18 protein-coding genes and 2 riboswitches are annotated in these 21,477 nt (G+C 71.5%); of the genes, 6 read left to right on the plus strand and 12 right to left on the minus strand.

Going from position 1 to position 21,477, the window contains the following annotated elements:
* Positions 1-5 precede the first annotated feature (5 nt).
* From OG574_RS07080 to OG574_RS07090, 3 genes are all read right to left on the minus strand, one after another.
* On the minus strand, positions 6-1,235 hold the full coding sequence (locus tag OG574_RS07080; protein WP_326772394.1) for a serine hydrolase domain-containing protein: 1,230 nt from the start codon (positions 1,233-1,235) through the stop codon (positions 6-8).
* 470 nt (positions 1,236-1,705) lie between these two features.
* Positions 1,706-3,277 carry an IS200/IS605 family accessory protein TnpB-related protein gene (locus OG574_RS07085; protein WP_326772395.1) on the minus strand — a complete coding sequence of 524 codons (1,572 nt, stop codon included), beginning with the start codon at positions 3,275-3,277 and terminating at the stop codon, positions 1,706-1,708.
* A gap of 366 nt (positions 3,278-3,643) precedes the next feature.
* Positions 3,644-4,609, minus strand: coding sequence for a pirin family protein (locus OG574_RS07090; protein WP_326772396.1), 966 nt, complete (start codon positions 4,607-4,609; stop codon positions 3,644-3,646).
* Positions 4,610-4,793: 184 nt separating this feature from the next.
* Here OG574_RS07090 and OG574_RS07095 point away from each other — a divergent pair, with 184 nt between their 5' ends.
* From OG574_RS07095 to OG574_RS07105, 3 genes are all read left to right on the plus strand, one after another.
* Positions 4,794-5,084, plus strand: coding sequence for a tetratricopeptide repeat protein (locus tag OG574_RS07095; RefSeq protein ID WP_326778390.1), 291 nt, complete (start codon positions 4,794-4,796; stop codon positions 5,082-5,084).
* Positions 5,085-5,260: 176 nt separating this feature from the next.
* Positions 5,261-6,445, plus strand: a complete 1,185-nt coding sequence (locus tag OG574_RS07100) for a methyltransferase (protein ID WP_326772397.1) — start codon at positions 5,261-5,263, stop codon at positions 6,443-6,445.
* A gap of 81 nt (positions 6,446-6,526) precedes the next feature.
* Entirely contained in the window at positions 6,527-7,117 is a 591-nt protein-coding gene (locus OG574_RS07105) for a histidine phosphatase family protein (protein WP_326778391.1), read from the plus strand.
* Positions 7,118-7,644: 527 nt separating this feature from the next.
* Here OG574_RS07105 and OG574_RS07110 read toward each other — a convergent pair.
* The 5 genes from OG574_RS07110 to OG574_RS07130 form a co-directional block, all read right to left on the minus strand.
* Positions 7,645-8,403, minus strand: coding sequence for a CbtA family protein (locus OG574_RS07110; RefSeq protein ID WP_326772398.1), 759 nt, complete (start codon positions 8,401-8,403; stop codon positions 7,645-7,647).
* A 20-nt stretch (positions 8,404-8,423) separates the two neighbouring features.
* On the minus strand, positions 8,424-8,645 hold the full coding sequence (locus OG574_RS07115; protein ID WP_100593014.1) for a CbtB domain-containing protein: 222 nt from the start codon (positions 8,643-8,645) through the stop codon (positions 8,424-8,426).
* A 274-nt stretch (positions 8,646-8,919) separates the two neighbouring features.
* Positions 8,920-9,774: an ABC transporter ATP-binding protein gene (locus OG574_RS07120; RefSeq protein WP_326772399.1), complete on the minus strand. Its 855-nt coding sequence runs from the start codon at positions 9,772-9,774 to the stop codon at positions 8,920-8,922.
* Positions 9,771-10,832 carry a FecCD family ABC transporter permease gene (locus OG574_RS07125; protein ID WP_326772400.1) on the minus strand — a complete coding sequence of 354 codons (1,062 nt, stop codon included), beginning with the start codon at positions 10,830-10,832 and terminating at the stop codon, positions 9,771-9,773. Before OG574_RS07125 ends, OG574_RS07120 begins: the two co-directional genes overlap by 4 nt.
* Positions 10,829-11,821 (minus strand): ABC transporter substrate-binding protein, encoded by a 993-nt coding sequence (locus OG574_RS07130; protein WP_326778392.1) that lies wholly within the window; start codon positions 11,819-11,821, stop codon positions 10,829-10,831. Before OG574_RS07130 ends, OG574_RS07125 begins: the two co-directional genes overlap by 4 nt.
* A 146-nt stretch (positions 11,822-11,967) precedes the next feature.
* Positions 11,968-12,165: riboswitch (cobalamin riboswitch) on the minus strand.
* Positions 12,166-12,268: 103 nt separating this feature from the next.
* Positions 12,269-12,492: riboswitch (cobalamin riboswitch) on the plus strand.
* 166 nt (positions 12,493-12,658) lie between these two features.
* Here OG574_RS07130 and metE point away from each other — a divergent pair.
* Positions 12,659-14,977, plus strand: a complete 2,319-nt coding sequence (gene metE, locus OG574_RS07135) for a 5-methyltetrahydropteroyltriglutamate--homocysteine S-methyltransferase (RefSeq protein ID WP_326772401.1) — start codon at positions 12,659-12,661, stop codon at positions 14,975-14,977.
* 71 nt (positions 14,978-15,048) lie between these two features.
* On the opposite strand, the gene OG574_RS07140 is transcribed toward metE, so the two are convergent.
* The gene (locus OG574_RS07140; protein WP_326772402.1) at positions 15,049-16,473 is read right to left on the minus strand and encodes a dihydrolipoyl dehydrogenase family protein; all 1,425 of its coding nucleotides are present in this window, start codon (positions 16,471-16,473) and stop codon (positions 15,049-15,051) included.
* Between the two features lie 127 nt (positions 16,474-16,600).
* On the opposite strand from OG574_RS07140, the gene trxA reads away from it, so the two are divergent.
* A complete protein-coding gene (trxA, locus tag OG574_RS07145; protein WP_326772403.1) occupies positions 16,601-17,005 on the plus strand; it encodes a thioredoxin in 405 nt (134 codons plus the stop codon).
* Positions 17,006-17,093: 88 nt separating this feature from the next.
* Here the strand turns inward: trxA and OG574_RS07150 are convergent, their stop codons facing one another.
* Together OG574_RS07150 and OG574_RS07155 are read right to left on the minus strand one after the other, a co-directional pair.
* A complete protein-coding gene (locus OG574_RS07150) occupies positions 17,094-18,530 on the minus strand; it encodes an aldehyde dehydrogenase family protein (protein WP_326772404.1) in 1,437 nt (478 codons plus the stop codon).
* A 114-nt stretch (positions 18,531-18,644) separates the two neighbouring features.
* Complete coding sequence (locus OG574_RS07155) at positions 18,645-19,688, minus strand: LacI family DNA-binding transcriptional regulator (RefSeq protein WP_326772405.1); 1,044 nt, start codon at positions 19,686-19,688, stop codon at positions 18,645-18,647.
* 144 nt (positions 19,689-19,832) lie between these two features.
* Here OG574_RS07155 and OG574_RS07160 point away from each other — a divergent pair, with 144 nt between their 5' ends.
* Positions 19,833-21,269, plus strand: a complete 1,437-nt coding sequence (locus OG574_RS07160; protein ID WP_326772406.1) for an amidase — start codon at positions 19,833-19,835, stop codon at positions 21,267-21,269.
* Between the two features lie 6 nt (positions 21,270-21,275).
* Here OG574_RS07160 and OG574_RS07165 read toward each other — a convergent pair whose 3' ends face one another.
* On the minus strand, positions 21,276-21,428 hold the full coding sequence (locus tag OG574_RS07165; protein ID WP_326772407.1) for a hypothetical protein: 153 nt from the start codon (positions 21,426-21,428) through the stop codon (positions 21,276-21,278).
* Positions 21,429-21,477 lie beyond the last annotated feature (49 nt).

Consider the following 21,477-nt stretch of genomic DNA (forward strand, 5'->3'; position numbering starts at 1 on the left):
CGGCGTCAGTCGTCGATCGCCTGGTAGAGCGTGGTCCAGAAGTCGAGCATGAGATGCACCGGATCCGGGACGGACGCCCCCACCTGGGTGAGCAGGATTCCGGTGAGCTGGTTGTCCGGGTCGGCATAGGTCGAGGTGCCGCTTCCGCCGTCCCAGCCGAACTGGCCGATGGGCGCGTAGTCACCGCGATAGGTGCGCACCGCCATCCCGAAGCCCCAGCCGCCGTGCTGCCCCTGACCGTGGGACACATGGACGTTGTCGACCGCCAACTTGTGCCGGGCGGCGTGCTGTTCGGGCGAGAGGCGGTTGGTGGTCATCAGCTCGACGGCGGCCCGCGACAGGATCCGTTCGCCCTCGTGCATCCCGCCGTTGAGCAGCATCCGGAAGTAGGCGTGGTAGTCGTCCGCGGTGGAGTTCAGTCCGCCGCCCCCACCCTGGAACGCCGGCGGCGCGCTGTGGCGTCCCGTCTCGGCCTCGTCCCACACCTGGAACTCGCCGGTCCCCGGGTCGGGGGCGTACAGGGGCGGCAGCCGGTGGAGTTGGTCGGCCGGCACGTGGAACCCGGTGTCCTTCATGCCCAGCGGCTCGAAGACACGCTCGCGCAAGAACGACTCGAACGACTGCCCTGCGACCCTGGCGACGAGCACTCCCACCAGATCGCTGCTGATCTGGTACTGCCAGCACTCTCCGGGCTGGTACATCAGCGGAAGCGTGCCCAGACGGCGCATCCACTCGTCCGGCTCGGGCATCGGCTCCGGCAGGTTGGGGGTGATCCCCTGCTCGAAGACGGCGTTCATGATCGGCGTGCCGAGCACCGTCATATCCATGCCGAGGCCGAACGTGGAGGTCAGCACGTCCCGTACGGTGATCGGCCGGCGTGCCGGCACGGTCTCGTCCAGCGGGCCGTCGACCCGCTTCAGCACCTGGCGGTCGGCCAGTTCCGGAAGCCACTGGTCCACGGAGTCGTCGAGGCGCAGCCTGCACTCGTCGAGCAGGACCATCGCCGCCGCGATGGAGACCGGCTTGGACGTGGAAGCCATCCGGAAGATCGTGTCCCGGCGCATCGGCGCGCCGCCGTCGTGACGCACCGTCCCGATCGTTTCGACATGGCTCTCGTCACCCCGGCTGAACAGCGCGACAAGGCCGGGAATCTTCCCTGAGTCGACATGCCGCGACAGCACGTCGTGCACCCGGTTCAACCCCGTCTTGGTGAAGCCGCTTATGCCAGTCCCCATCATCAATCTCCCCTATGCAGTGTTCGATACATGCAGTGCTCGATACATGCAGTGCTCGACACAAGCGGGACCCGCCCCCGTCTGGCGCTCATGGCTTCCACGAGCGGCGCGCGGACCGCTCTGCGCGGGCTCCGTCCGGTCAGGTCACGCAGCTGCCGCAGCCGGCCCGCCGACTCCTCACTCACTCTCGCCAGCCCCCCTGCAGGTTCATCTCATCCGATGATCGCAGGAAACGGCCTCCTCCTCCCGGGAGTAGCCGACTTTCCTCAAGTCCCCTGCGGACATCTTTCACCGACGCGCGGCAAGGGGAAGGCTGTTGCTTGCCCTTGCGGTCCGTCCAGGTTCTCAAATCACCATGAACCAGCCGGACTTGGCTCGCCCGGCCGCGCGGCTCAGCGCACTCGGCCTCGCGGTTTGAGTGGCACAGCCGGCAGTTCGGGAGCAGCCAGCGGATCGCCTTCGTACCGTTCCTAGATAGTGAGCGGGAGCGAGTCGTAAATCCACTCTCGTTCGCTACGCCCGTCCCGAACGGTGTTGGGCGGGCTGGGTCGCCGCTTTCGCTTCCCTGGTGGCGTCACCACTGCTGGTGGTGGTCCGGTCCGGGGTGGGCGGTCTCCCTCACGTCCGGGGTTTCGGGGTGCGGCCTGGGCGATCCGATGCCCCACGCGATCTCTCCGGTCGCGCGGGGGCGGTGTCGTCCGTCGCCGCGCCCCGAATCCCTGGGCGCGCCTTCCGATCACGAGGCTCGCGGCCTCATGTCGGGTGGTCTGATGGGTGGGGCTGCTGGTCGGCTTCTGCCAGTGCTCGGCGCCCCACCGGCTGCTGTACGCGGCATCGACCGCGATCACGCTGATGCCCTGCTCGGCAGCCATCGAAGTGAGCCGGGCAGCCAGCCGTGCGGTGGGAAAGCGAGAGATCAGACGGCGGAAACGCTTGTTACGGCCGTGCTTCTCTCGGGTCTTGGAGTCCGCGAAATCGAGGTCCTCGATCGCAATAGCGCTCGCGCCACACTGTTGCACGTAGTGGAGCAGGCGGCTGGTGGCGTGCCGGATCTGCGCATCCCGATGTAGGGCATTGCCGGACAGGTCATAGAAGAAACGCTCTGGACGCCCGACCGGGTTGCCGTGGACATCGATGCGCCAGGCGGCGTAGTGATCGTTGTTGGTGTCCACGCCGATCACGGTCCCGTCTGCCAGGGCGGCTTCCAGGGTGAGGGGAGGGGCTGGGGTGCGTTGCCAGGATGCCGTCACATACCAGCGGTCTCGCACCACATCGTGGTGGATGCGATACGCAACTGCCCGGTGATCGGCGACCCTGTCCGCCCACTCCTGGCCCTGGTGCGCGAACACCGCCCGGGCGGCCAGCACGTAGCGGCCGTGCGGGGCGTTCGCCAAGTGGGCGAGCGGGGCGGGGAGTTTGAGGCTCAACTGCCCGTCAAGATCGAGACGGATAGTCTCGTTGCCGAGGCGTTTGCCGGACTCGCCGTCAGCGGACAGGAACATCCGGGCCGCCTCCCAACGAGAGCGCCACCCCTGCTCGCTGAGCCCGGCCGTATCCAGGTGATGCCGGGTATTGGCCAGCCGCTTGCCGCCACGCACCACCCGCACCCGGCCCGTCACCCAATCTGCGCGCGCCAGGGCCAAACCGTCCTCAAGGACGTGCAGGCGGCGGGACTTGGCATGCCACTCACGCCGGGAGCGATACCCGCCCGGCATTCCCCGCTGGCCCTTGGCGCCCAGCTCCAGCGCGAGGCGCTGCCGGATGCAGGTGATGCCCGCTTCCAGCTCCCGGATATGCGCGGCCAGGCACCGCCGCGCGAGCGCCCACTGGTCATGCGAGGCCTTGGTAATCGACCCTGCCCACCGCGCCGATGAGAGGGCACTCAATTCCCGTTTACGCGCCGCCCATTGACCGGCATCGTGACTGAGTCCAGCCCTGCTGCGGACCTTCAGATCCCGTCCGGCCAACGATCCCAAATGCCGCCCCACCACACCGAGCACCTCGGTATCGGTTGCGGACAGGCCCTTGAGACGGGTCCGCACCGCTACCCCGCTCGGGGACGGAGTCACGAACGGAGCCGCCAACACCCGCAACGCCTTCCCCGCCACCCCACCCACTCCGTCCAGCGAGCCACTCGCGCAATCCGATCATCAGTCCACCCACCCAACGAGCCCCACCCGACCGAGGTCACGCATTCGACACAGGATTCCGTGTTCCCACCGGACGCTCCACACACTCACACTCACTCCTGCGCGGATGAGGGCTGCCCATGGGTGACGAGACCTGCGACTCGCGGACGTGGAGTCACAGTCCCCCGAACAGCGTTTGCGATCGCAGTGAAGGGAAGCCGGGCGAGTCGACTTCGCCGTGCGCCCGGCCTCGCAGAGGTCACGCCACAAAGATGCAGTTCAACGCACCCGGCCTCGGGGTTTAAGCGGCACAGGCGGCAGCTCGGGCGCAGCCAACGGATCCCCGCCGTACCCCTTCACCTCCCCGAACCTCGACCCGCTCATCCAGTCCTCCCGGGCCTGGGTGATGTCGTCGTGCGACCGGCCGATGAAGTTCCACCACATGATCAGTTCCTCCTCGAACGGCTCGCCGCCGAGGAGCATCAGGGAAGCGTCCGACTCGGCGCGCAGGGGGAGTTCGGTGCGGCCGCAGCCCAGGTAGAGCATGGAGCCGGGCAGGACAGGGACGCCGTCGACGTGGGCCTCGCCCGACATGGACAGGACCGCGTACTCGAAGTCCGGTTCGAGGGGGACGCTGAGATCGGCCCCGCGCGTGAGGCTGAGGTCCGCCCCGACGATGGGCGTGTACGTCGTGCCGGGTGACGCGGCGCCGTCCAGCTCGCCGAGGATCAGGGTCGCGCTCAGGCCGGGGGCCGTGACCTGGGGCAGGTCGGCGTGGTGCTCGAAGCGGGGTTCCGTGTGGCGGTGGCTGTCCGGCAGGGCGACCCACAGCTGCGCGCCGTGCAGAAGGCGGGCGTGCGGGCGCGGGCTCTCCTCGGAGTGGCTGATGGCCCGTCCGGACGTCATGAGTCCCAGCTCGCGGGGCCTGATCGTCTGGAGGCTGCCCGTGGAGTCGCGGTGCAGGACCTCCCCCTCGTGCAGCCAGCTCACCGTCTGCAGCCCCATGTGGGGGTGGGGCGGCACCTGCATGCCGGGTTCGTCGGCGATGTCGTCGGGCCCGTAGTGATCGACGAAGGCCCAGGCGCCGACCATGCGGCGGCCGAGGTTCGGAAGCAGCCTGCGGACCTCGGTGGACTCGCCGAGCTTCACGCGCCGGGGGGAGAGGAGTTCACGTACGGGCTCCGCCACGACGAAGCCCCGGCCGCCGCACATGGTCGGCACCGCCTCGCGATCAAGATTGCTCATGGCTCACAACCTAGACCCGTCCCGGCCGTCACGTCAGGCACGCGTACGGGTGGACCCGCGCGCTCACCAGGACGGAATATGCGCCGGGTCCGTGCCGTTGACAGCGGTCGAGGAGGCACCAGTGGTGAACACGAACAACTACTACACGCAGGGCACCCCCGCGGAGCGCTGGGAGCGCGCGCGGATGTTCTTCGACGCCAAGGAGTACACGCTCGCGGCGCAGATTCTCGACGACCTGGTCGCCGAGATCCCCGAGCAGGTGGCGGCGCGGCTGCTGCTGGCCCGCGCGTACTACCACTCGGCCCAGCTGGGCCGCGCCGAGGCCGAGCTGCGCACGGTCGTGGAGCGTGACCCGGTCGAGCACTACGCCCGTCTGATGCTGGGCCGCACCCTGGAGCGCCAGGGGCGCCACGAGGAGGCTGGACCGCATCTGCGGATGGCGGCCGCGTTCGCGGGCGACTTCGGCGACGCCTGAGCCGCACCACCGGGGGACGCCTGAGCCGCACCGCCGGGGACGCCTGAGCCGTACGGCCCGCGACGCGTGAGCCGTACGGCAGGGGCCGGCCGCTGGGCCGGTCGGCCCCGATCCGGCGACGCTACGGCCCTGCCCCCGGCCTCGCTGATCTGCGGCTCCGCTAGCCTGGCGGGACGATGAGCAACCGTTTCGAGACGTCATGGGGCGAGTTCGACCTCGCCCGCTTCCCCGAGGACTCCCACGACCCGCTGCGCGCGTGGGATGCCGCGGACGAGTACCTGCTGCGGCATCTCGCCGACAGTGCCACCGATCTTTCGGGGTCGGTGGTCGTGATCGGCGACCGGTGGGGCGCCCTCGCCACGTCCCTGGCCGGGCACTGCGACCGGCCGACCGCGATCTCCGACTCCTACCTCGGGCAGCACGCGACCCGCGCCAACCTCGACCGGGCCGGCTTCGACGAGAACGCCGTGCGCCTGCTGACCACCCAGGACACCCCGCCGGAGCGCGTGGACGTCCTGCTCGTACGCGTTCCCAAGAGCCTGGCGCTCCTCGAGGACCAGCTGCACCGCATCGCGCCCGCCGTCCACGAAGACACCGTGGTGATCGGGACCGGCATGGTCAAGGAGATCCACACCTCGACGCTGAAGCTGTTCGAACGGATCATCGGCCCGACCCGCACGTCCCTCGCCGAGAAGAAGGCGCGGCTCATCTTGACCACGCCGTTCCCGGCGCTCGCCCGGCCGCGGAACCCGTGGCCGCACAGGTACGCCCTGCCCGACGGTGTCGGCCCCGTGTCGGGCCGGACCGTCACCAATCACGCCGGGGTGTTCTGCGCCGAGCGCCTCGACATCGGCACCCGGTTCCTGCTCCAGCACCTGCCCCGCAGCGAGGGCGCCGAGCGCGTCGTGGACCTGGGCTGCGGCAACGGCGTCGTCGGTACGGCGATGGCGCTGGAGAACCCGCGCGCCGAGATCGTGTTCACGGACGAGTCTTTCCAGGCGGTGGCCTCGGCCGAGGCGACGTACCGCGCGAACATCGACCCCTCGGAACACCCCGAGGCGAGGGCGGAGTTCCTCGTGGGCGACGGCCTCGCGGAGCTGCCCGCGGGCAGTGCGGACCTGGTCCTGAACAATCCGCCGTTCCACTCGCACCAGGCGACGACCGCCGCCACGGCCATGCGCATGTTCTCCGACGCGCGCGACGCGCTGCGCCCGGGCGGTGAGCTGTGGGTCATCGGCAACCGCCACCTCGGCTACCACGTGAAGCTGCGCCGCCTGTTCGGCAACAGTGAACTCATCGCCAGCGACCCGAAGTTCGTGGTCCTGCGCGCCGTCAAGAAGGAGCGCGAGCCGCGTTCATAGGCGCGTCGCGCGCCACGAGGGGGACGCGCGGGCATGGCGCGTCGCCCGGTCGCCCAACACATCAAGGACAGGACCGAACCCGTGACCAGCCGCGTCACCTTGATCTCTGCCGCCACGAGCCGGTCGCTGCGGGAGGCCCGGTTCGATGACGGGTGTGCGCTCGACGCGAGCGCCGCGGCACGGACCCGGGCGGCGGCGGGTTCCCTGCCCGCGGCCGAGCGGCTACTGGTCTCCCCCACGGTGCGCTGCCGGGAGACGGCGACGGCCCTCGGACTCGTCGCTGTCGAGGCCCCGGAGCTGGCCGGGCTGGACGTGGGCCGTTGGCGGGGCCTGACGCTCGACGAGGTGAGCGCCGAGGACCCGGTCGGCATCGCCCTCTGGCTCTCCGACCCCGGCGCCGCGCCACACGGCGGGGAGTCCGTACGTGCCCTGTGCGCACGGGTAGCTCGCTGGCTGGACTCTTCGGCGGAGCTCGACGGCCGGACGCTCGCCGTTGTGGAGCCGGAGGTGGTGAGGGCGGTGGCCGTCACGATCCTCGACGCGCCCGGATCGGCGTTCTGGCGGCTCGACGTACCGCCCCTGACCGCGACCGATGTCAGCGGGCGCTCCGGGCGCTGGAACATTCGGCTCGGACGGGCCATCGGCCCGTCGGAGGACGGCTCCGGGAGCTGACCCGAAGTGGACCACCTGCTCACCGCTGCCCCTACTGGCTCTACGGTGAGCAGCACTCCTCTCCAACTTCCCCCGGCGGCAGGCCCGTTGACACCCGATGCCGCAGGAGCAGTGCCGCCAGCGCGCATCGCAGGCAGTCGCTGTCCGTCGCTCCCGGAGGTTCGTCCGCCTCGCCGTCCGGCCCTCCGCTCCCCCGTCGGGACCTAGGGCCGTGGCACCCGTGCGACGGGCAGCCGACCAGTGACTCGATCTCCCTCAGCAGCTCCTCGCTCTCCTTCGCCCGCTGCGCCAGGACTCGTACACGCGCGCTCTGACCGCCGATCTGCCGTCTGCTGGCGATCAGTTGCTCGTACTCCTCCAGGGTCAGCGCGACCGCCTCGCGGCCGCCGAGTGTGATGTGGCGCGGTTGGGGCTGTCTGGCCACGCGGGTCTCCGCCCTCGGAAGAAAGCGAGAGGGCCGACCGGATGGTTCCGGCGGCCCTCTGCGCTTGATCGCCTGTCTGGGTCCGGGCTGTGGCGCGGTTCTCTCAGTGGGGTACGGGAGTTGCCTTGCCGGACGCGACGGCCTCGGTGCGCGGGGCGAGCTGACGCTGTGCCAGTTCACCGAAGATCAGGCCGAATCCGGTCCACATGGTGAGCTGGATGGCGAGGGCCGAGGTGCGGAACCGCCACAGCAGTGTGGCGGGGAAGTCCTTCGGCACCTCGTTGATGACTGGCAGGAACGCGTATGCGAGCCCGATCGTGAGGACGAAGAACGCGACCGCGGCCACGGTGGCGTACCAGGTGCCCAGGCGGGGAGCGAGCCGCTTCCCGATGATCACCGCGGCGACGGCGAGGAGCACGCTGAGCACCATCATCAGGAAGTACAGCGTCGTGCGCTTGCTGATGGTGCCGGGGTCCCCGACGGACGGCGGGTTGGCGGGGTACTTCAGGAACGGCACGACGTACACGGCGAGCAGGGCCGTGCCGGAGAGCAGGAGTGCCGTGGCCCGGGGTGTGAACCGGCCGACGCGGCCGAGCGCGAAGCAGTACGCGAGGGCGGCGATGCCGCCGAAAGCGATGCCGTAGAGCAGGATGCCGGTGGCGAGGCCGCCGGTGGACTGCATGCTGCGGCTGACGAGTTCGACCTCGTGGTGGTGCGCGGGTGCGTGGGCCTCCTCGTAGCCGATGGCGCTGTCGACGCTGGGTTCGCCGAGGAGGTAGGCGACGATCAGGGCGAGCAGACCGGCGCCGAGGCCGGCGAGCATGCCGCGTACGAGAAGATTTCTCACTGTTGCGGAGTTCATGAGCTTTGCGGCGTCCCTCGTCAGTGGCAGGGGAAGCCGAGCAGGTGGCGGGCGTCGTGCACCCATTCATGAACGCCCTCGCCGGAGACGACGGCCGTGGCGCCCTGCTCGGCGCCGACGAAGTAGAGAAGGACCAGCATCAGGATGCCGAAGAAGACCGCCCAGGGGGCAATCGCCTTCAGGGGCAGCGCTGCGGGAAGAACGGGGGTGGTGGCTGTCGGCTGAGCGACGGTCTGCGCCATGGCAGGGCCTCCTCTGGGAGTTCGCGTCCCATCTCGGTGGTGCACAAGTACGACAGCTGCGGGTCTGACTCGCGAGGTCCTTGCCCGTCCGGGCGAGTAGCTCGTCTCACAGTGGCGCGACCGTGCCGGATTCCCACCGGCTTCCGCGCTGCCATCGTCAATATCGGTCAGACCGTACCGCGTAAGGGGCGCACGGCCAAGACCGGGCCGTGCGCAGTGATCTTGGTCATGGCCGCTGCCACGCAGCCCTGGTGCGCGGTATGGCAGTGCCGTCTCAGGGAGCGGACGTTCTCAGGAAGCGGATGTACGGGCGCTCCCCCGGCTCGGTGGCCGGGAAGACGGTCGCGCGCACTCCGTAGACCCTCGCTATGAGGTCTTCGGTGAGTACGTCTTCCGGGGCGCCGGCGGCGACCACACGTCCTTGCCTGAGCACGACGAGCTGGTCGCAGTACATCGCGGCCAGATTGAGGTCGTGCAGGGCGATCACGCTGGTCAGTCGGAGTTCGGCGAGCAGGTCGAGGAGGTCCAGCTGGTGCTGGATGTCCAGGTGGTTGGTCGGCTCGTCCAGGAGGAGTTCGCGTGGCCGCTGTGCGAGGGCCCGGGCGATCTGGACGCGCTGGCGCTCGCCGCCGGACAGGGTGTGCCAGTGCCGGTGCGCGCGGTCGGTGAGATCGGTGCGGGCGAGGGCGGAACGTACGGCTTCCTCGTCCTGGGCCGACGGGGGCATCCAAGCCCTGCGGTGCGGGACGCGGCCCAGACGCACGACGTCGCCGACCGTCAACTCGACCTGTGTGTCCGCCTGTTGCTCGACCACGGCGATGCGGCGTGCGAACTCCCTGCGGCCCACGGTACTCAGCGGTGAGCCGTCCAGGGTCACCACTCCGGCCTGGGGCGTGAGGATGCCCGCGAGCAGCCGCAGGAGTGTGGTCTTGCCCGAGCCATTGGGTCCGATGAGGCCCGTGATACCTCCGGGGGCCGGGTGCACGCTCACGCCGTCCAGGATGAGGTGCCCGCCGGTCTCGCGACGGACTCGGTCGGCCCGCAGCCCGTCGGCGACGGCTGGGCCGGCGGTGGCTGGGCCAGGAGCGGGTGTGCCGGTTGCGGGTACGCCGGTGGCGGGCTGGGTCATCGGCGCAGGCTCCGGGTGCGGTACAGGACGAGGACGAAGGCCGGTACGCCGATCAGCGAGGTCACCACACCGACCGGCACCTCCTGCGGGTCGAGGACGGTGCGGGCGAGCGTGTCCACCCACACGAGGAAGACCGCGCCGGCCAGGGCCGTCACCGGCAGCAGCCGGGCGTGGCCCGGACCGGCCAGGGCACGCGCCGCGTGCGGCAGCACCAGGCCGACGAAACCGATCGCACCGGCCGAACTGACCAGGGCGGCCGTGAGCAGGGCGGTCGTGCACAGCAGGACCAGACGCGTACGTGCCACGTTCACGCCGAGGGACGCGGCGGCGTCCTGCCCGAACGCGAAGGCGTCGAGCGTACGGGCGTGTCCGACGCAGATCACGAGCGTCGCCACGAGCAGCACCAGGCACATCCGGACGTCGGTCCAGCCCGCCCCGCTGAGCGAGCCGAGGAGCCAGAACAGGACGCCGCGCGTCGTCTCGGCGTCCGCCGCCGTCAGCACGACGACGGAGGTCAGTGCGGAGAACAACTGCATGGCGGCCACCCCGGACAGCACCACGCGGTCGGTGGAACCGCCGAGGGCCTGGCTGAGCGCCAGTACCAGCGCGAAGGAGACCACCGCGCCGAGGAAGGCACCGCCCGAGACCGACAGGGCGCCGCCGCCGACGCCGAGTACGACGACCAGGACCGCGCCGGTCGAGGCGCCCGAGGAGACGCCGAGGACGAAGGGATCGGCGAGCGGGTTGCGCAGCAGCGACTGCATCACGGCGCCGCACACCGCGAGCCCCGCGCCGCACACGGCGGCCAGCAGGGTGCGCGGCAGCCGCAGGTTCCACACGATGCCGTCGCGGATGGGGGTCAACTCCGGTTCGCCCAGGCCGAGATGGGAGACCACGGCGGACCAGACATCGGTCATGCCGATGTCGGCCGGACCGATGGTGATGGCCAGGGCCACGGAGGCGATGAGCACCGCGAAGCCCGCCGGCCAGGCGAGCACGCCGCGCACCGCATGTGGACGCTTCCCGGTGGCCGGAGACGGCGCCGCTTCCACGCTCATCCCGCGAGACCGAACGCCCGTAGTTTCGCGGCGATCTGCTCCACGCCTTCCACCGTACGGATGGTCGGGTTCATGGCCTGCCCGCTGAGCAGCACGTACCGCTTCTTCTTCACCGCGGTCATGTTCTTGGTCACGGCGTTGGACTCGAGGAACTCGATCTTCTTGGCGGCGGATTCGGCGGTCTGCGAGCGGCGCGTCAGGTCGCCGATGACGAGCACGTCCGGGTCCCGGTCGGCGACCGTCTCCCAGTTGATCTGGGGCCATTCGTCGCGGGTGTCGTCGAAGACGTTCTTCGCTCCCACCTCACGGGTGATGACGCCGGGCGCGCCGCAACAGCCCGCCATATAAGGGGAGTCGGAGTTGGCGAACCAGTACAGGAGAGTCGTCCGGGAGGCGTCGATGCCGCCGGTGGCCTTCTTCACTCGGTCCTTGAGTGCGGAGACGAGCCGCTCACCCCGCTCCGGCACATCGAAGACCGCGGCGAGGTCGCGGACCTCGCCGTAGACGGTCTCCATGCTCAGGGTCCTGGTGCGGGCGCCGTCGCCGCCGCCGCTGTTGTCCTTGCCGACACAGTCGGAGGGCGAGAGATACGCCGGTACGCCCAGCTTCTCGAACTGGTCGCGCGGCGCCACTCCGCCCTTGCTCAGCGTGGCGCCGAACGACGCGGCGACGAAGTCGGGTTCGGCGTCCAGGACCTTCTCGAAGGACGGGTAGCGGTCGGCGAGCCGCTGGACCTTCGCGTTCTCCTTCTCAAGTCCCTTCATCACAGGGTCCGTCCAGGTCCCCGTGCCGGCCATGCGATCGCCGAGGCCGAGGGCGAGCATGATCTCGGTCGAGCCCTGGTCGAGGGAGACGGCACGCTCGGGCGCCGCTTTCACCTCGACCCGCGTACCGCAGTTGTCGAGTGCGACGGGATATCCGGCGGCACTGCCCTTGGCTGCCGGTGTGCGGGCGGAGCCGCCGCTGCCGCATGCGGCCAGCATCAGCATCCCGGCCAGGCAGAGCGCGGCGTGGGGTATGAGGCGGCGCGAGCCGCGGCGTGTGGCGGGGTACGCGAAGAGCACGGGGACTTCCTCGATGTCGAGGGCTCATGCGCGGAGCCCGGTCGCACGGTCTCCCCCGCCGCCCCGACCGGAGCCCGCGAAGGCTGCCAGCAGGTCTTCGGACTCGGGGTCACGCGGACGGTGCGCCTTCCCGGACCGCGTGCGGTCCAGTGGCCGATGCCCCGCCCGTCGCCCTCACCGCTGCGCGTCAGCTCCGGATTCGCACCGGATTCCCTGACACATACCTGTCCAAGATCCCGCAATGCGGGGCAGACGGGCATGAGTTCGACTGGCCTTGGAAAGCTACCACGCCGCCCGAAATCAGACGGCGGCCCCTTCTCCGAGGGTGTCCGCGGTGCGGGGCGGGCTCGCGCAGGAACGTCCCGCGTGCGTAGGGTGACCGGTGCAGTTGGTTCGCCCCGTCCGCCAGGCGGGAGCGTCGTAAGAGGGAACCCGGTGGGAATCCGGGACTGCCCCGCAGCGGTGAGCTGGAACGACCGCCGTCACACGCACTGGCCCGATGGATCGGGCTGGGAAGCGACGGCCAGTAGGTGTCCGCCCGACATCGGGTGGACGTGCCCGCGAGTCCGAAGACCTGCCCGTTGCCCGCGCGTGAACCATTCGCACGCGGATATCCCGGTGACCTCGTGGGCGGGTCGGCGTACACACCGAACGGGCGCGCGTGCCCTGCCGTACGCGACCGCGCCGTCCGGTCCGTGTCACCCTTCGCGCTCTCGTCCCCTCTCCGGGATCTCAGGGATTCATCTCGCGAAGGAGATCTCCGTGACCACCGATACCGCAGCCGCGGCAGCACGGGCCACCGTGTACGGCTACCCCCGCCAGGGCCCTGCCCGCGAACTCAAGAGGGCCGTCGAGGGCTACTGGAAGGGCCACGTCGGCGCCGACGCCCTCCGCTCGACCGCCGCCGGCCTGCGCCGCGCGAACTGGCACGAACTCGCCGACGCGGGCATCGGCGAAGTACCCACCGGCGACTTCTCGTTCTACGACCACGTCCTGGACGCCACCGTCATGGTCGGCGCCATCCCCGAGCGGCATCGCCCGGCCGTCGAGGCCGACGCGCTGGACGGCTACTTCGCCATGGCGCGCGGCACGCAGGACGTGGCGCCGCTGGAGATGACGAAGTGGTTCGACACCAACTACCACTATCTCGTACCGGAGTTGGGCCCAGGAACCGTGTTCACGGCCGACTCGGCCAAGCAGGTCGCCGAGCTCAAGGAGGCCCTCGCCCTGGGTCTGCCGGCCCGGCCCGTGCTCGTCGGCCCGGTCACCTATCTGCTGCTCGCCAAGCCCGCGCCCGGGGTGGCCGCCGACTTCGAGCCGCTGACCCTGCTCGACCGTCTGCTGCCGGTCTACGCCGAAGTCCTCGCCGACCTGCGCGAGGCGGGCGCCGAGTGGGTACAGCTCGACGAACCCGCCCTCGTCCAGGACCGCACGCCGGCCGAGCTGAACGCCGCCGGGCGCGCCTACCGCGACCTCGGCGCCCTCACCGACCGGCCCAAGATGCTGGTCGCCTCGTACTTCGACCGGCTCGGCGATGCCCTGCCCGTCCTGGCGGGAGCGCCGGTCGAGGGGCTCGCGCTCGACTTCACCGAGGCTGCCGCCGCCAACCTGGACGCCCTTGCCGCCGTCGGCGGGCTGCCCGGCAAGCGCCTGGTCGCGGGCGTCGTCAACGGCCGCAACATCTGGGTCGACGACCTGGAGAAGGCGCTGGCCACGCTCGGCACCCTGCTCGGCCTGGCCGACCGGGTCGACGTGGCCGCGTCCTGCTCACTCCTGCACGTCCCCGTCGACGCGGCGCTGGAGCGCGACATCGAGCCGCAGATCCTGCGCTGGCTCGCCTTCGCGCGCCAGAAGACCGCCGAGATCGCCACCCTCGCACGCGGCCTGACGCAGGGCACCCACACGATCTCGGCCCAACTCGCCGCCAACCGGGCCGCCCTGGCCTCCCGGACCGCCTCCGCCCTCACCCGTGACCCCGCCGTGCGCGCCCGCACCGCGGCGGTCTCGGCGGCCGACGCCCGCCGCGCGCAGCCGTACGCGGAACGTGCGGCAGCCCAGCGGGGCAGCCTCGGCCTCCCACTGCTGCCGACGACGACCATCGGCTCCTTCCCGCAGACGGCCGAGCTGCGCACCGCACGGGCCGGCCTGCGCGCCGGGCGGATCGACGACGCCGCGTACGAGGAGCGCGTCAGGGCCGAGATCCAGGAGGTGATCGCCTTCCAGGAGAAGGCCGGCATCGATGTCCTGGTGCACGGGGAGCCCGAACGCAACGACATGGTGCAGTACTTCGCCGAGCAGCTCACCGGGTATCTGGCCACGCAGCACGGCTGGGTGCAGTCCTACGGCACGCGCTATGTCCGTCCGCCGATCCTCGCCGGTGACATCTCGCGCCCCGAGCCGATGACGGTGCGCTGGACGACGTACGCCCAGTCGCTCACGGGCCGCCCGGTCAAGGGCATGCTCACGGGTCCCGTCACCATGCTCGCGTGGTCCTTCGTCCGTGACGACCAGCCGCTCGCCGACACCGCGCGCCAGGTCGCCCTCGCCCTGCGGGACGAGGTCGACGACCTCGAGAGGTCCGGGACTTCGGTGATCCAGGTCGACGAGCCCGCCCTGCGCGAGACCCTCCCGCTGCGCGCCGCCGACCACGCCGCCTACCTCGCGTGGGCGACGGAGGCGTTCCGGCTCACCACGAGCGGGGTCAGGCCGGACACCCAGGTCCACACCCACATGTGCTACGCCGAGTTCGGGGACATCGTGCAGGCCATCGATGACCTCGACGCCGACGTGATCAGCCTGGAGGCGGCCCGGTCACACATGCAGGTCGCCCGCGAACTGGCCGCCCACGGCTACCCGCGCGAGGCCGGACCCGGCGTGTACGACATCCACTCGCCGCGCGTGCCCGGCGCCGGCGAGGCTGCGGCCCTGCTGCGCAAGGGACTTGAGGCGATCCCCGCCGAGCGGCTGTGGGTCAACCCCGACTGCGGGCTGAAGACCCGCGGCTGGCCCGAGACCCGCGCCTCCCTGGAGAACCTGGTCGCGGCGGCCCGCACGGTCCGCGGGGAACTCTCCGCGTCCTGATCCCGGGGTGAGACTGTCCGGGCGGAGGGCATCGTGTCCCGCCCGGACAGCCACGCACAGAGGGACATCCCTCAGCCGCGGTACGTCTCCAGCAGCCTCAGCCACACCTCGCTCACCGTCGGATAGGACGGGACCGCGTGCCACAGGCGGTCGATCGGGACCTCGCCCGCCACCGCGACCGTCGCGGAGTGGATGAGTTCGCCGACGCCCGGGCCGACGAAGGTCACGCCCAGGAGGATCTCGCGGTCGAGGTCGACGATCATGCGGGCGCGGCCGCGGTAGCCGTCGCCGTACAGGCCGGCGCCCGCCACCGAGGCGATGTCGTAGTCGACGGCGCGGACGCGGTGGCCCGCTGCCTCGGCCTCCGCGAGGGTGAGGCCCGCCGAGCCCGCCTCCGGGTCGGTGAAGACGACCTGCGGGACGGCGGAGTGGTCGGCGGTCGCCGCGTGGGCGCCCCAGCGGTCGGTCTCCAGGAGCGGCACGCCCTGGGCGCGGGCCGCGATGGCCGCGCCCGCGATACGGGCCTGGTACTTGCCCTGGTGGGTTAGCAGCGCGCGATGGTTCACGTCCCCGACCGCGTACAGCCAGGTGCTGCCGTCCACGCGGAGGCTGTCGTCGACGGGGAGCCACGAGCCGGGTTCGAGGCCGACGGTCTCCAGGCCGATGTCTTCCGTGCGGGGCGCGCGGCCCGTGGCGAAGAGGATCTCGTCGGACTCCAGGGTCGAGCCGTCGTCCAGGGTGGTGACAACGGTGCCGCCCTCACGGGTGACCCCCTTCACAGAGACACCGGTCCGCACCTCCGCGCCGGCCTCGACGAGGGCCTGGGCGACCAGCTCGCCGGCGAAGGGCTCCATCCGGGACAGCAGCCCCGATCCCCGTACGAGCATCGTGACCTGCGAGCCGAGCGCCTGCCAGGCCGTGGCCATCTCCGCGGCGACGACTCCGCCGCCCACGACGACGAGGCGGCCGGGCACCTTCTGCGCGCTGGTGGCCTCGCGGCTCGTCCACGGCTCGACGTCGGCCAGGCCGGGGAGGTCGGGGAGCGCGGCGCGTGTGCCCGTGCAGACCGCCACGGCGTGTCGCGCCGTGAGGACGTGCTCGGTGCCGTCGGGTCCGGTGACGGTGACCCGGCGGGGGCCCGCGAGGCGGCCCTGGCCCCGGTAGAGGTCGGCGCCGATGGACTCCAGCCAGCCCACCTGGCCGTCGTCCTTCCAGTGTGACGTGTGTACGTCACGGCGAGCGAGGACGGCGGGCGCGTCCAGAGGACCCTGCACGGACTCCAGCAGGCCCGGCAGGCGCCTCGCGTCGGCCTGGGCGATGACCGGGCGCAGCAGGGCCTTGCTCGGCATGCACGCCCAGTAGGAGCACTCGCCCCCGACCAGTTCGCTCTCCACCACGGCGGTACTGAGGCCCGCCGCGCGTGCCCGGTCCGCGACGTTCTCCCCGACCGGCCCGGCGCCCAGAACCACCACGTCGTATGTGTTCTCATCCGTCATGGGCCCCAGTCTGGTCGCAGGTGTGCGCCGGGGCCACACGGGTACGTGCGCGGAATACGTCCATTACCGGGACCGTTGTGAACAGCGGCTTCAGCACCGCAACCAGGAAGCAGGAAGAGGGCACATCATGAGCAGCACCACCGTGGAGCTCACCAAGGAGAACTTCGACCAGACGGTCACGGACAACGGGTTCGTGCTGATCGACTTCTGGGCGTCGTGGTGCGGGCCGTGCAAGCAGTTCGCGCCCGTCTACGAGAAGGCCGCGGAAGCCAACCCGGACCTGATCTTCGGGAAGATCGACACGGAGGCCCAGCCGGAGCTCGCGTCCGCGTTCGGTATCCAGTCGATCCCGACGCTGATGATCGTCCGCGACCAGGTCGCCGTGTTCGCCCAGCCCGGGGCGCTTCCGCAGGAGGCCCTGGACGACGTGATCGGCCAGGCCAGGAAGCTGGACATGGACGAGGTGCGCAAGTCGATCGCCGAGCAGCAGGCGAAGGCGGGCGAGGACGGCGCGGAGGGCGCGCAGGCCTGACGCCGGCCCCACAGTGACATAGCGAAGGCCGCCGGGCCCGTACTTTCCGTACGGGCCCGGCGGTCGTTTCCCGCTCGCGTGCACGGGGTCAGAACGGATAGCCCGCCACGTCGCCGCGGACCGTCGTCCACCGGGTCTCGGTGAACGCCTCGATGTTCGCCTCGCCGCCGAAGCGGGCTCCCGTGCCGGACGCCGCGACCCCGCCGAACGGGGCGACCGCCTCGTCGTTCACCGTCTGGTCGTTGATGTGGACGATGCCGGTGGGGATGCGCTCGGCGAGGTCGAGCCCGCGCGCCGGGTCGCGGGTGACGATGCCGAGGGAGAGGCCGTACGGGCTCGCGGCGGCCAGCGCGGCCGCCTCGTCGGCGTCGGTGAAGGACCGGACGGGTGCGACGGGGCCGAAGACCTCCTCGGCGTATGCGGGGGTGCTGTCGTCGACGCCCGCGAGAACCGTCGGCCGGTAGAAGAGGTCGCGGTGCTTGCCACCCGCGGCGAGCTTCGCCCCCGCTGCGGTGCTGGCCTCCACCAGGCCGTGGATCTTGGCGAGTTGGGCCGCGTCGATGACGGGGCCGAGGTGAACCTGTTCGCGGTGCGGATCGCCGACGGCGAGAGAGTCGGCCTTCGCGGCGAGGCGTTCGACGTACTCCTCGTAGAGCGAGGCATGGACGAGGTGGCGGCCGGTCGTCATGCAGATCTGGCCCTGGTGGAAGAAGGAGCCCCAGGCCGCGGTGGAGATGACGGCATCGAGGTCGGCGTCCGCCAGGACGATCAGGGCGGAGTTGCCGCCGAGTTCCAGGTGTGCGCGCTTGAGGTGGCGCCCCGCGGCCTCGCCGACGGCCCGGCCCGCGCCGGTGGAGCCGGTGAAGGAGATGACGGGGACGTCCGGGTCGGCTACGAGCGCCTGGCCCGCGTCCGCCCCGCCTGGCAGCACGTGGAGGACGTCCTCCGGCAGACCCGCGGCGGCGAGGACGGCCGCTAGGGCGAGACCGCCGCAGACCGCCGTGCGCGGGTCCGGCTTGAGGACGACGGCGTTGCCGAGCGCGAGGGCCGGGGCGACGGAGCGGATGGAGAGGATGAGCGGGGCGTTGAAGGGGGCGATGACGCCGACGACACCGGCCGGGACGCGGCGTGTGTACGAAAGGCGCGGCGCCTCGCTGGGCAGGACGTGGCCGGCGGGCCGGGATGCCAGGGCTGCGGCCTCGTAGCACTCCTGGGCGGCGACGTGCAGCTCGAAGTCGGCCTTGCCCGGGATGGATCCCGACTCGCGCACGAGCCAGGTGCGCAGCTCGTCGGCGTGCTCGGTGAACAGGTCGCCCGCGCGGCGCAGGACGGCGGCGCGCGCGAAGTGGGGCTGCCGGGCCCAGTCGCCCTGGGCCGCTGCGGCGGCCTTCGCCGCGGTGCGGACGTCGTCCGGGGAGGCGAGCGTGACGGTGGCGAGGCGCTCGCCCGTGGCGGGCTCCGTGACCTCGTGCTCATCGCCCGACAGCGGGCGGGCCTGCCAGGTCTTCGGGTCGAGCAGGGGCATGCCGGATCTCCGATCGGTCACTGATCTCCGGGGCGGCGCGCGGGACAGGTGCGCCGGCCCATGTTGTTGAGCACGCAACATCCTAGTCGCGTGGGCCTTGCGGGACCCCGGCCGTCAGGTCGACTGTCTCGCCACGACGCGGGCCCGGAGCATGTCGTGCGACTCGGTGACGGCGCCCGGGTCGCGTACCAGGCGGTCGACGAGAGCGGCGAGCTCCTGGCCGGACGGCAGCTCGATACGGACCGTGCTCAGCCGGGGCCGCAGCAGCCGCCCGAGCATCAGGTCATCGGCCCCGATGACAGCTGTCTCCTCCGGAATGCCGACGCCCGCGTCCTGGAGCGCCCGCATCAGGAGCATCGCGTACTCGTCGTTGTACGCGAACACGGCGTCGAGCCCCAACTCCCTGATCCTCGGCACCAGTTGGGCCGCCGAATCCTCGTCGTAAGTGAGGGGCAGCTCGAAGACCTCGGCGCAGGTACCGAGGACCTCGTTCCGTATGCCTTCCAGGCGCGGCCGCGCGAAGTGGTCGAGGCCGGGCTCCGTCGGCAGTACGACGCCGATGCGGCGCCGACCGCGTTCGACGAGGTGGGCGCCCGCGCTGTGGCCGACCTCACGGTGGTCCATGAGCAGCGCGTGCGCGCCCTCGGCGCGCTCCGGGCCGAGCGTGATGACGGCCCTGGCGCCGGAGCGGCGGAGCACCTCGATCCCCTCGGTGCCCAGGTCGGGCGGTGTGAGTACCGCGACCGGGCGCAGCTCCGCCCAGGCGCGCGCCGCGTCGTCGCCGCGCAGGCTGACGCTGCCGTACTGCACGACCGTGTAGTCGAGGCGGCTCAGCGCCCACTGGAGGTCGTTGAAGAACGTGTTGTAGAGCGGTCCGGCCGGGACGCTCGGGGAGGGCATCAGGACGATGCGGGTGTGCCCGGCGCGCAGGCTGCGGGCCGCCGCGTGCGGCACGTAGCCGAGCTCCTTCGCGGCCTCGTGGACGCGGCGGCGGGTGGGCTCACTGATTCTGACGGCGCTGGTGTTGTTCAGGACGTAGCTGACGGTGGCGCGCGAGACCCCGGCGAGCCGGGCGACATCGGCGCTCGTCGGCGCCGGGCTCGGCGCGGCGGACTCCCGCGATGTGCGGGCGGACTGCGGCTTCGGTATCTGCACCATGACGCACCGCATCTTTCCAGACGGGTGCGGCCGTGTTCCCGGCCGGGCATACCGGTCGGGGCCCGCGACCGCTAGCGTGCGTGCACTCAAGCGTTCGAAGTTCCGAAGTTCCGTATCCCGTATTCCGTACGAGGAGGTGTCCGCATGGCGTCCGACCGTGCCGCCGGGCTCGCCGCGACCGCCCGCGCACTCGCCGAGGGGGACGTGTCGTCGCGCGTCCTCGTCGAGGAGGCCCTGGCGCGCATCGAGGCGACGCAGCCTGCCCTGAACGCTTTCCGCACAGTCCGCGGGGAGGCCGCCCTCGCCGAGGCGGACGCCGCGGACCGCGAACGCGCGGCGGGCGAGGGCGCGTCAGGAGGCAGTCGGCCGCTGCTCGGCGTGCCGCTGGCCGTGAAGGACGACATGGACGTGGCGGGCGAGCCGACCGCGTTCGGCTGCCCCGGCGACTTCCCGCCGAAGGCAGAGGACGCGGAGGCCGTACGCCGGCTGCGCGCGGCGGGCGCCATCGTCATCGGCAAGACGAACACGTGCGAGCTGGGGCAGTGGCCCTTCACCGAGGGGCCCGCGTTCGGCGACACCCGCAACCCGTGGAATCACGGGCACACGCCCGGCGGTTCGTCGGGCGGCTCGGCGGCGGCCGTCGCCGCGGGGATCGTGCCGGCCGCGCTCGGCTCGGACGGGGCGGGCAGCATCCGTATCCCCGCCGCGTGGACGCACCTCGTCGGTATCAAGCCGCAGCGCGGCCGGATCTCGACGTGGCCCTGGGCGGAGTCCTTCCACGGGATCACCGTGAACGGCACGCTCGGCAGGACCGTCGAGGACGCGGCGCTGCTCCTTGACGCGGCGAGCGGTCCGCACGACGGCGACCTGCACCGTCCGCCGCGGATCGGGGCGGCGCAGGCGGCCCGCGACGAGCCGGGAAAGCTGCGTATCGCACTGTCCCTGCGCATGCCGTTCACCGCAACTCCCAAACGCCTGGACCCCGTTGTGCGGGCCCGGGTCGTCGCGCTGGCGGAGCGGCTCGCCGCGCTCGGGCACGACGTGGAGGAGGCCGACCCGCGCTACGGGCAGATCGGCCTCGCGTTCGTGCCGCGCGCCACCGCGGGCGTCACCGAGCGGCTGCGCGACGTTCCCGACCCAGCGCTGCTCGACCCGCGGACCCGGGAGTCCGCCCGGATGGGGCGGGTACTCGGCGGCGCTCCGCTGCGGCTCGCCCGGCGCGCCGAGGCCTCGCTCCAGCGCAGGGTCGGCGCTGTCTTCGACACGTACGACGTGGTCCTCGCCCCGACGACGGCCACTCCCCCGCCCCGCATCGGCGCGATGGCGTCGCTGGGCGGCTGGCGCACCGACCGGGCGATGATCGCGGCGTGTCCGTACGCATGGCCGTGGAACGTCCTCGGCTGGCCCGGCGTGAACGTCCCCGCGGGCTTCACCGGCGACGGGCTGCCCGTCGGCGCTCAGCTGCTCGGCCCGGCGAACAGCGAGCCGCGGCTCATCTCGCTCGCGTCCCAACTCGAAGCGGATCAGCGGTGGTTCGAGAAGTGGCCCGAGAACCTCCAGGAGTCGCGCACCGGCGCCTAGAGCGGGTCACGCACCCCGGGCGAGCACCGCCCACAGGCCCGGGTCCTCGAAGTCGAGGGCCCACAGCACCGTGTTGCGCACCCTGTAGCGGCGCAGCACGGGCAGGTGCGGGGCGGGGGCGCGGCCTCGCCCCGGGCGGGGGCGAGGGCGGCGCCGCACAGCGCGAGGACGATGGCACCCGTGAGCGCGAGGAAAGAAGGGCGGCCCG

Origin of the sequence: Streptomyces sp. NBC_01445, assembly GCF_035918235.1 — a bacterium.
Classification (GTDB): domain Bacteria; phylum Actinomycetota; class Actinomycetes; order Streptomycetales; family Streptomycetaceae; genus Streptomyces.

Excerpts from the sequence above, each read along its gene's own strand:
- OG574_RS07080 (WP_326772394.1), bottom strand. The coding sequence starts at position 1,235 with ATGGGGACTGGCATAAGCGGCTTCACCAAGACGGGGTTGAACCGGGTG.
- OG574_RS07090 (WP_326772396.1), bottom strand. The coding sequence starts at position 4,609 with ATGAGCAATCTTGATCGCGAGGCGGTGCCGACCATGTGCGGCGGCCGG.
- OG574_RS07095 (WP_326778390.1), top strand. The coding sequence starts at position 4,794 with ATGTTCTTCGACGCCAAGGAGTACACGCTCGCGGCGCAGATTCTCGAC.
- OG574_RS07100 (WP_326772397.1), top strand. The coding sequence starts at position 5,261 with ATGAGCAACCGTTTCGAGACGTCATGGGGCGAGTTCGACCTCGCCCGC.
- OG574_RS07110 (WP_326772398.1), bottom strand. The coding sequence starts at position 8,403 with ATGAACTCCGCAACAGTGAGAAATCTTCTCGTACGCGGCATGCTCGCC.
- OG574_RS07115 (WP_100593014.1), bottom strand. The coding sequence starts at position 8,645 with ATGGCGCAGACCGTCGCTCAGCCGACAGCCACCACCCCCGTTCTTCCC.
- OG574_RS07120 (WP_326772399.1), bottom strand. The coding sequence starts at position 9,774 with ATGACCCAGCCCGCCACCGGCGTACCCGCAACCGGCACACCCGCTCCT.
- OG574_RS07125 (WP_326772400.1), bottom strand. The coding sequence starts at position 10,832 with ATGAGCGTGGAAGCGGCGCCGTCTCCGGCCACCGGGAAGCGTCCACAT.
- OG574_RS07130 (WP_326778392.1), bottom strand. The coding sequence starts at position 11,821 with ATGCTGATGCTGGCCGCATGCGGCAGCGGCGGCTCCGCCCGCACACCG.
- OG574_RS07140 (WP_326772402.1), bottom strand. The coding sequence starts at position 16,473 with ATGACGGATGAGAACACATACGACGTGGTGGTTCTGGGCGCCGGGCCG.
- trxA (WP_326772403.1), top strand. The coding sequence starts at position 16,601 with ATGAGCAGCACCACCGTGGAGCTCACCAAGGAGAACTTCGACCAGACG.
- OG574_RS07150 (WP_326772404.1), bottom strand. The coding sequence starts at position 18,530 with ATGCCCCTGCTCGACCCGAAGACCTGGCAGGCCCGCCCGCTGTCGGGC.
- OG574_RS07155 (WP_326772405.1), bottom strand. The coding sequence starts at position 19,688 with ATGGTGCAGATACCGAAGCCGCAGTCCGCCCGCACATCGCGGGAGTCC.
- OG574_RS07160 (WP_326772406.1), top strand. The coding sequence starts at position 19,833 with ATGGCGTCCGACCGTGCCGCCGGGCTCGCCGCGACCGCCCGCGCACTC.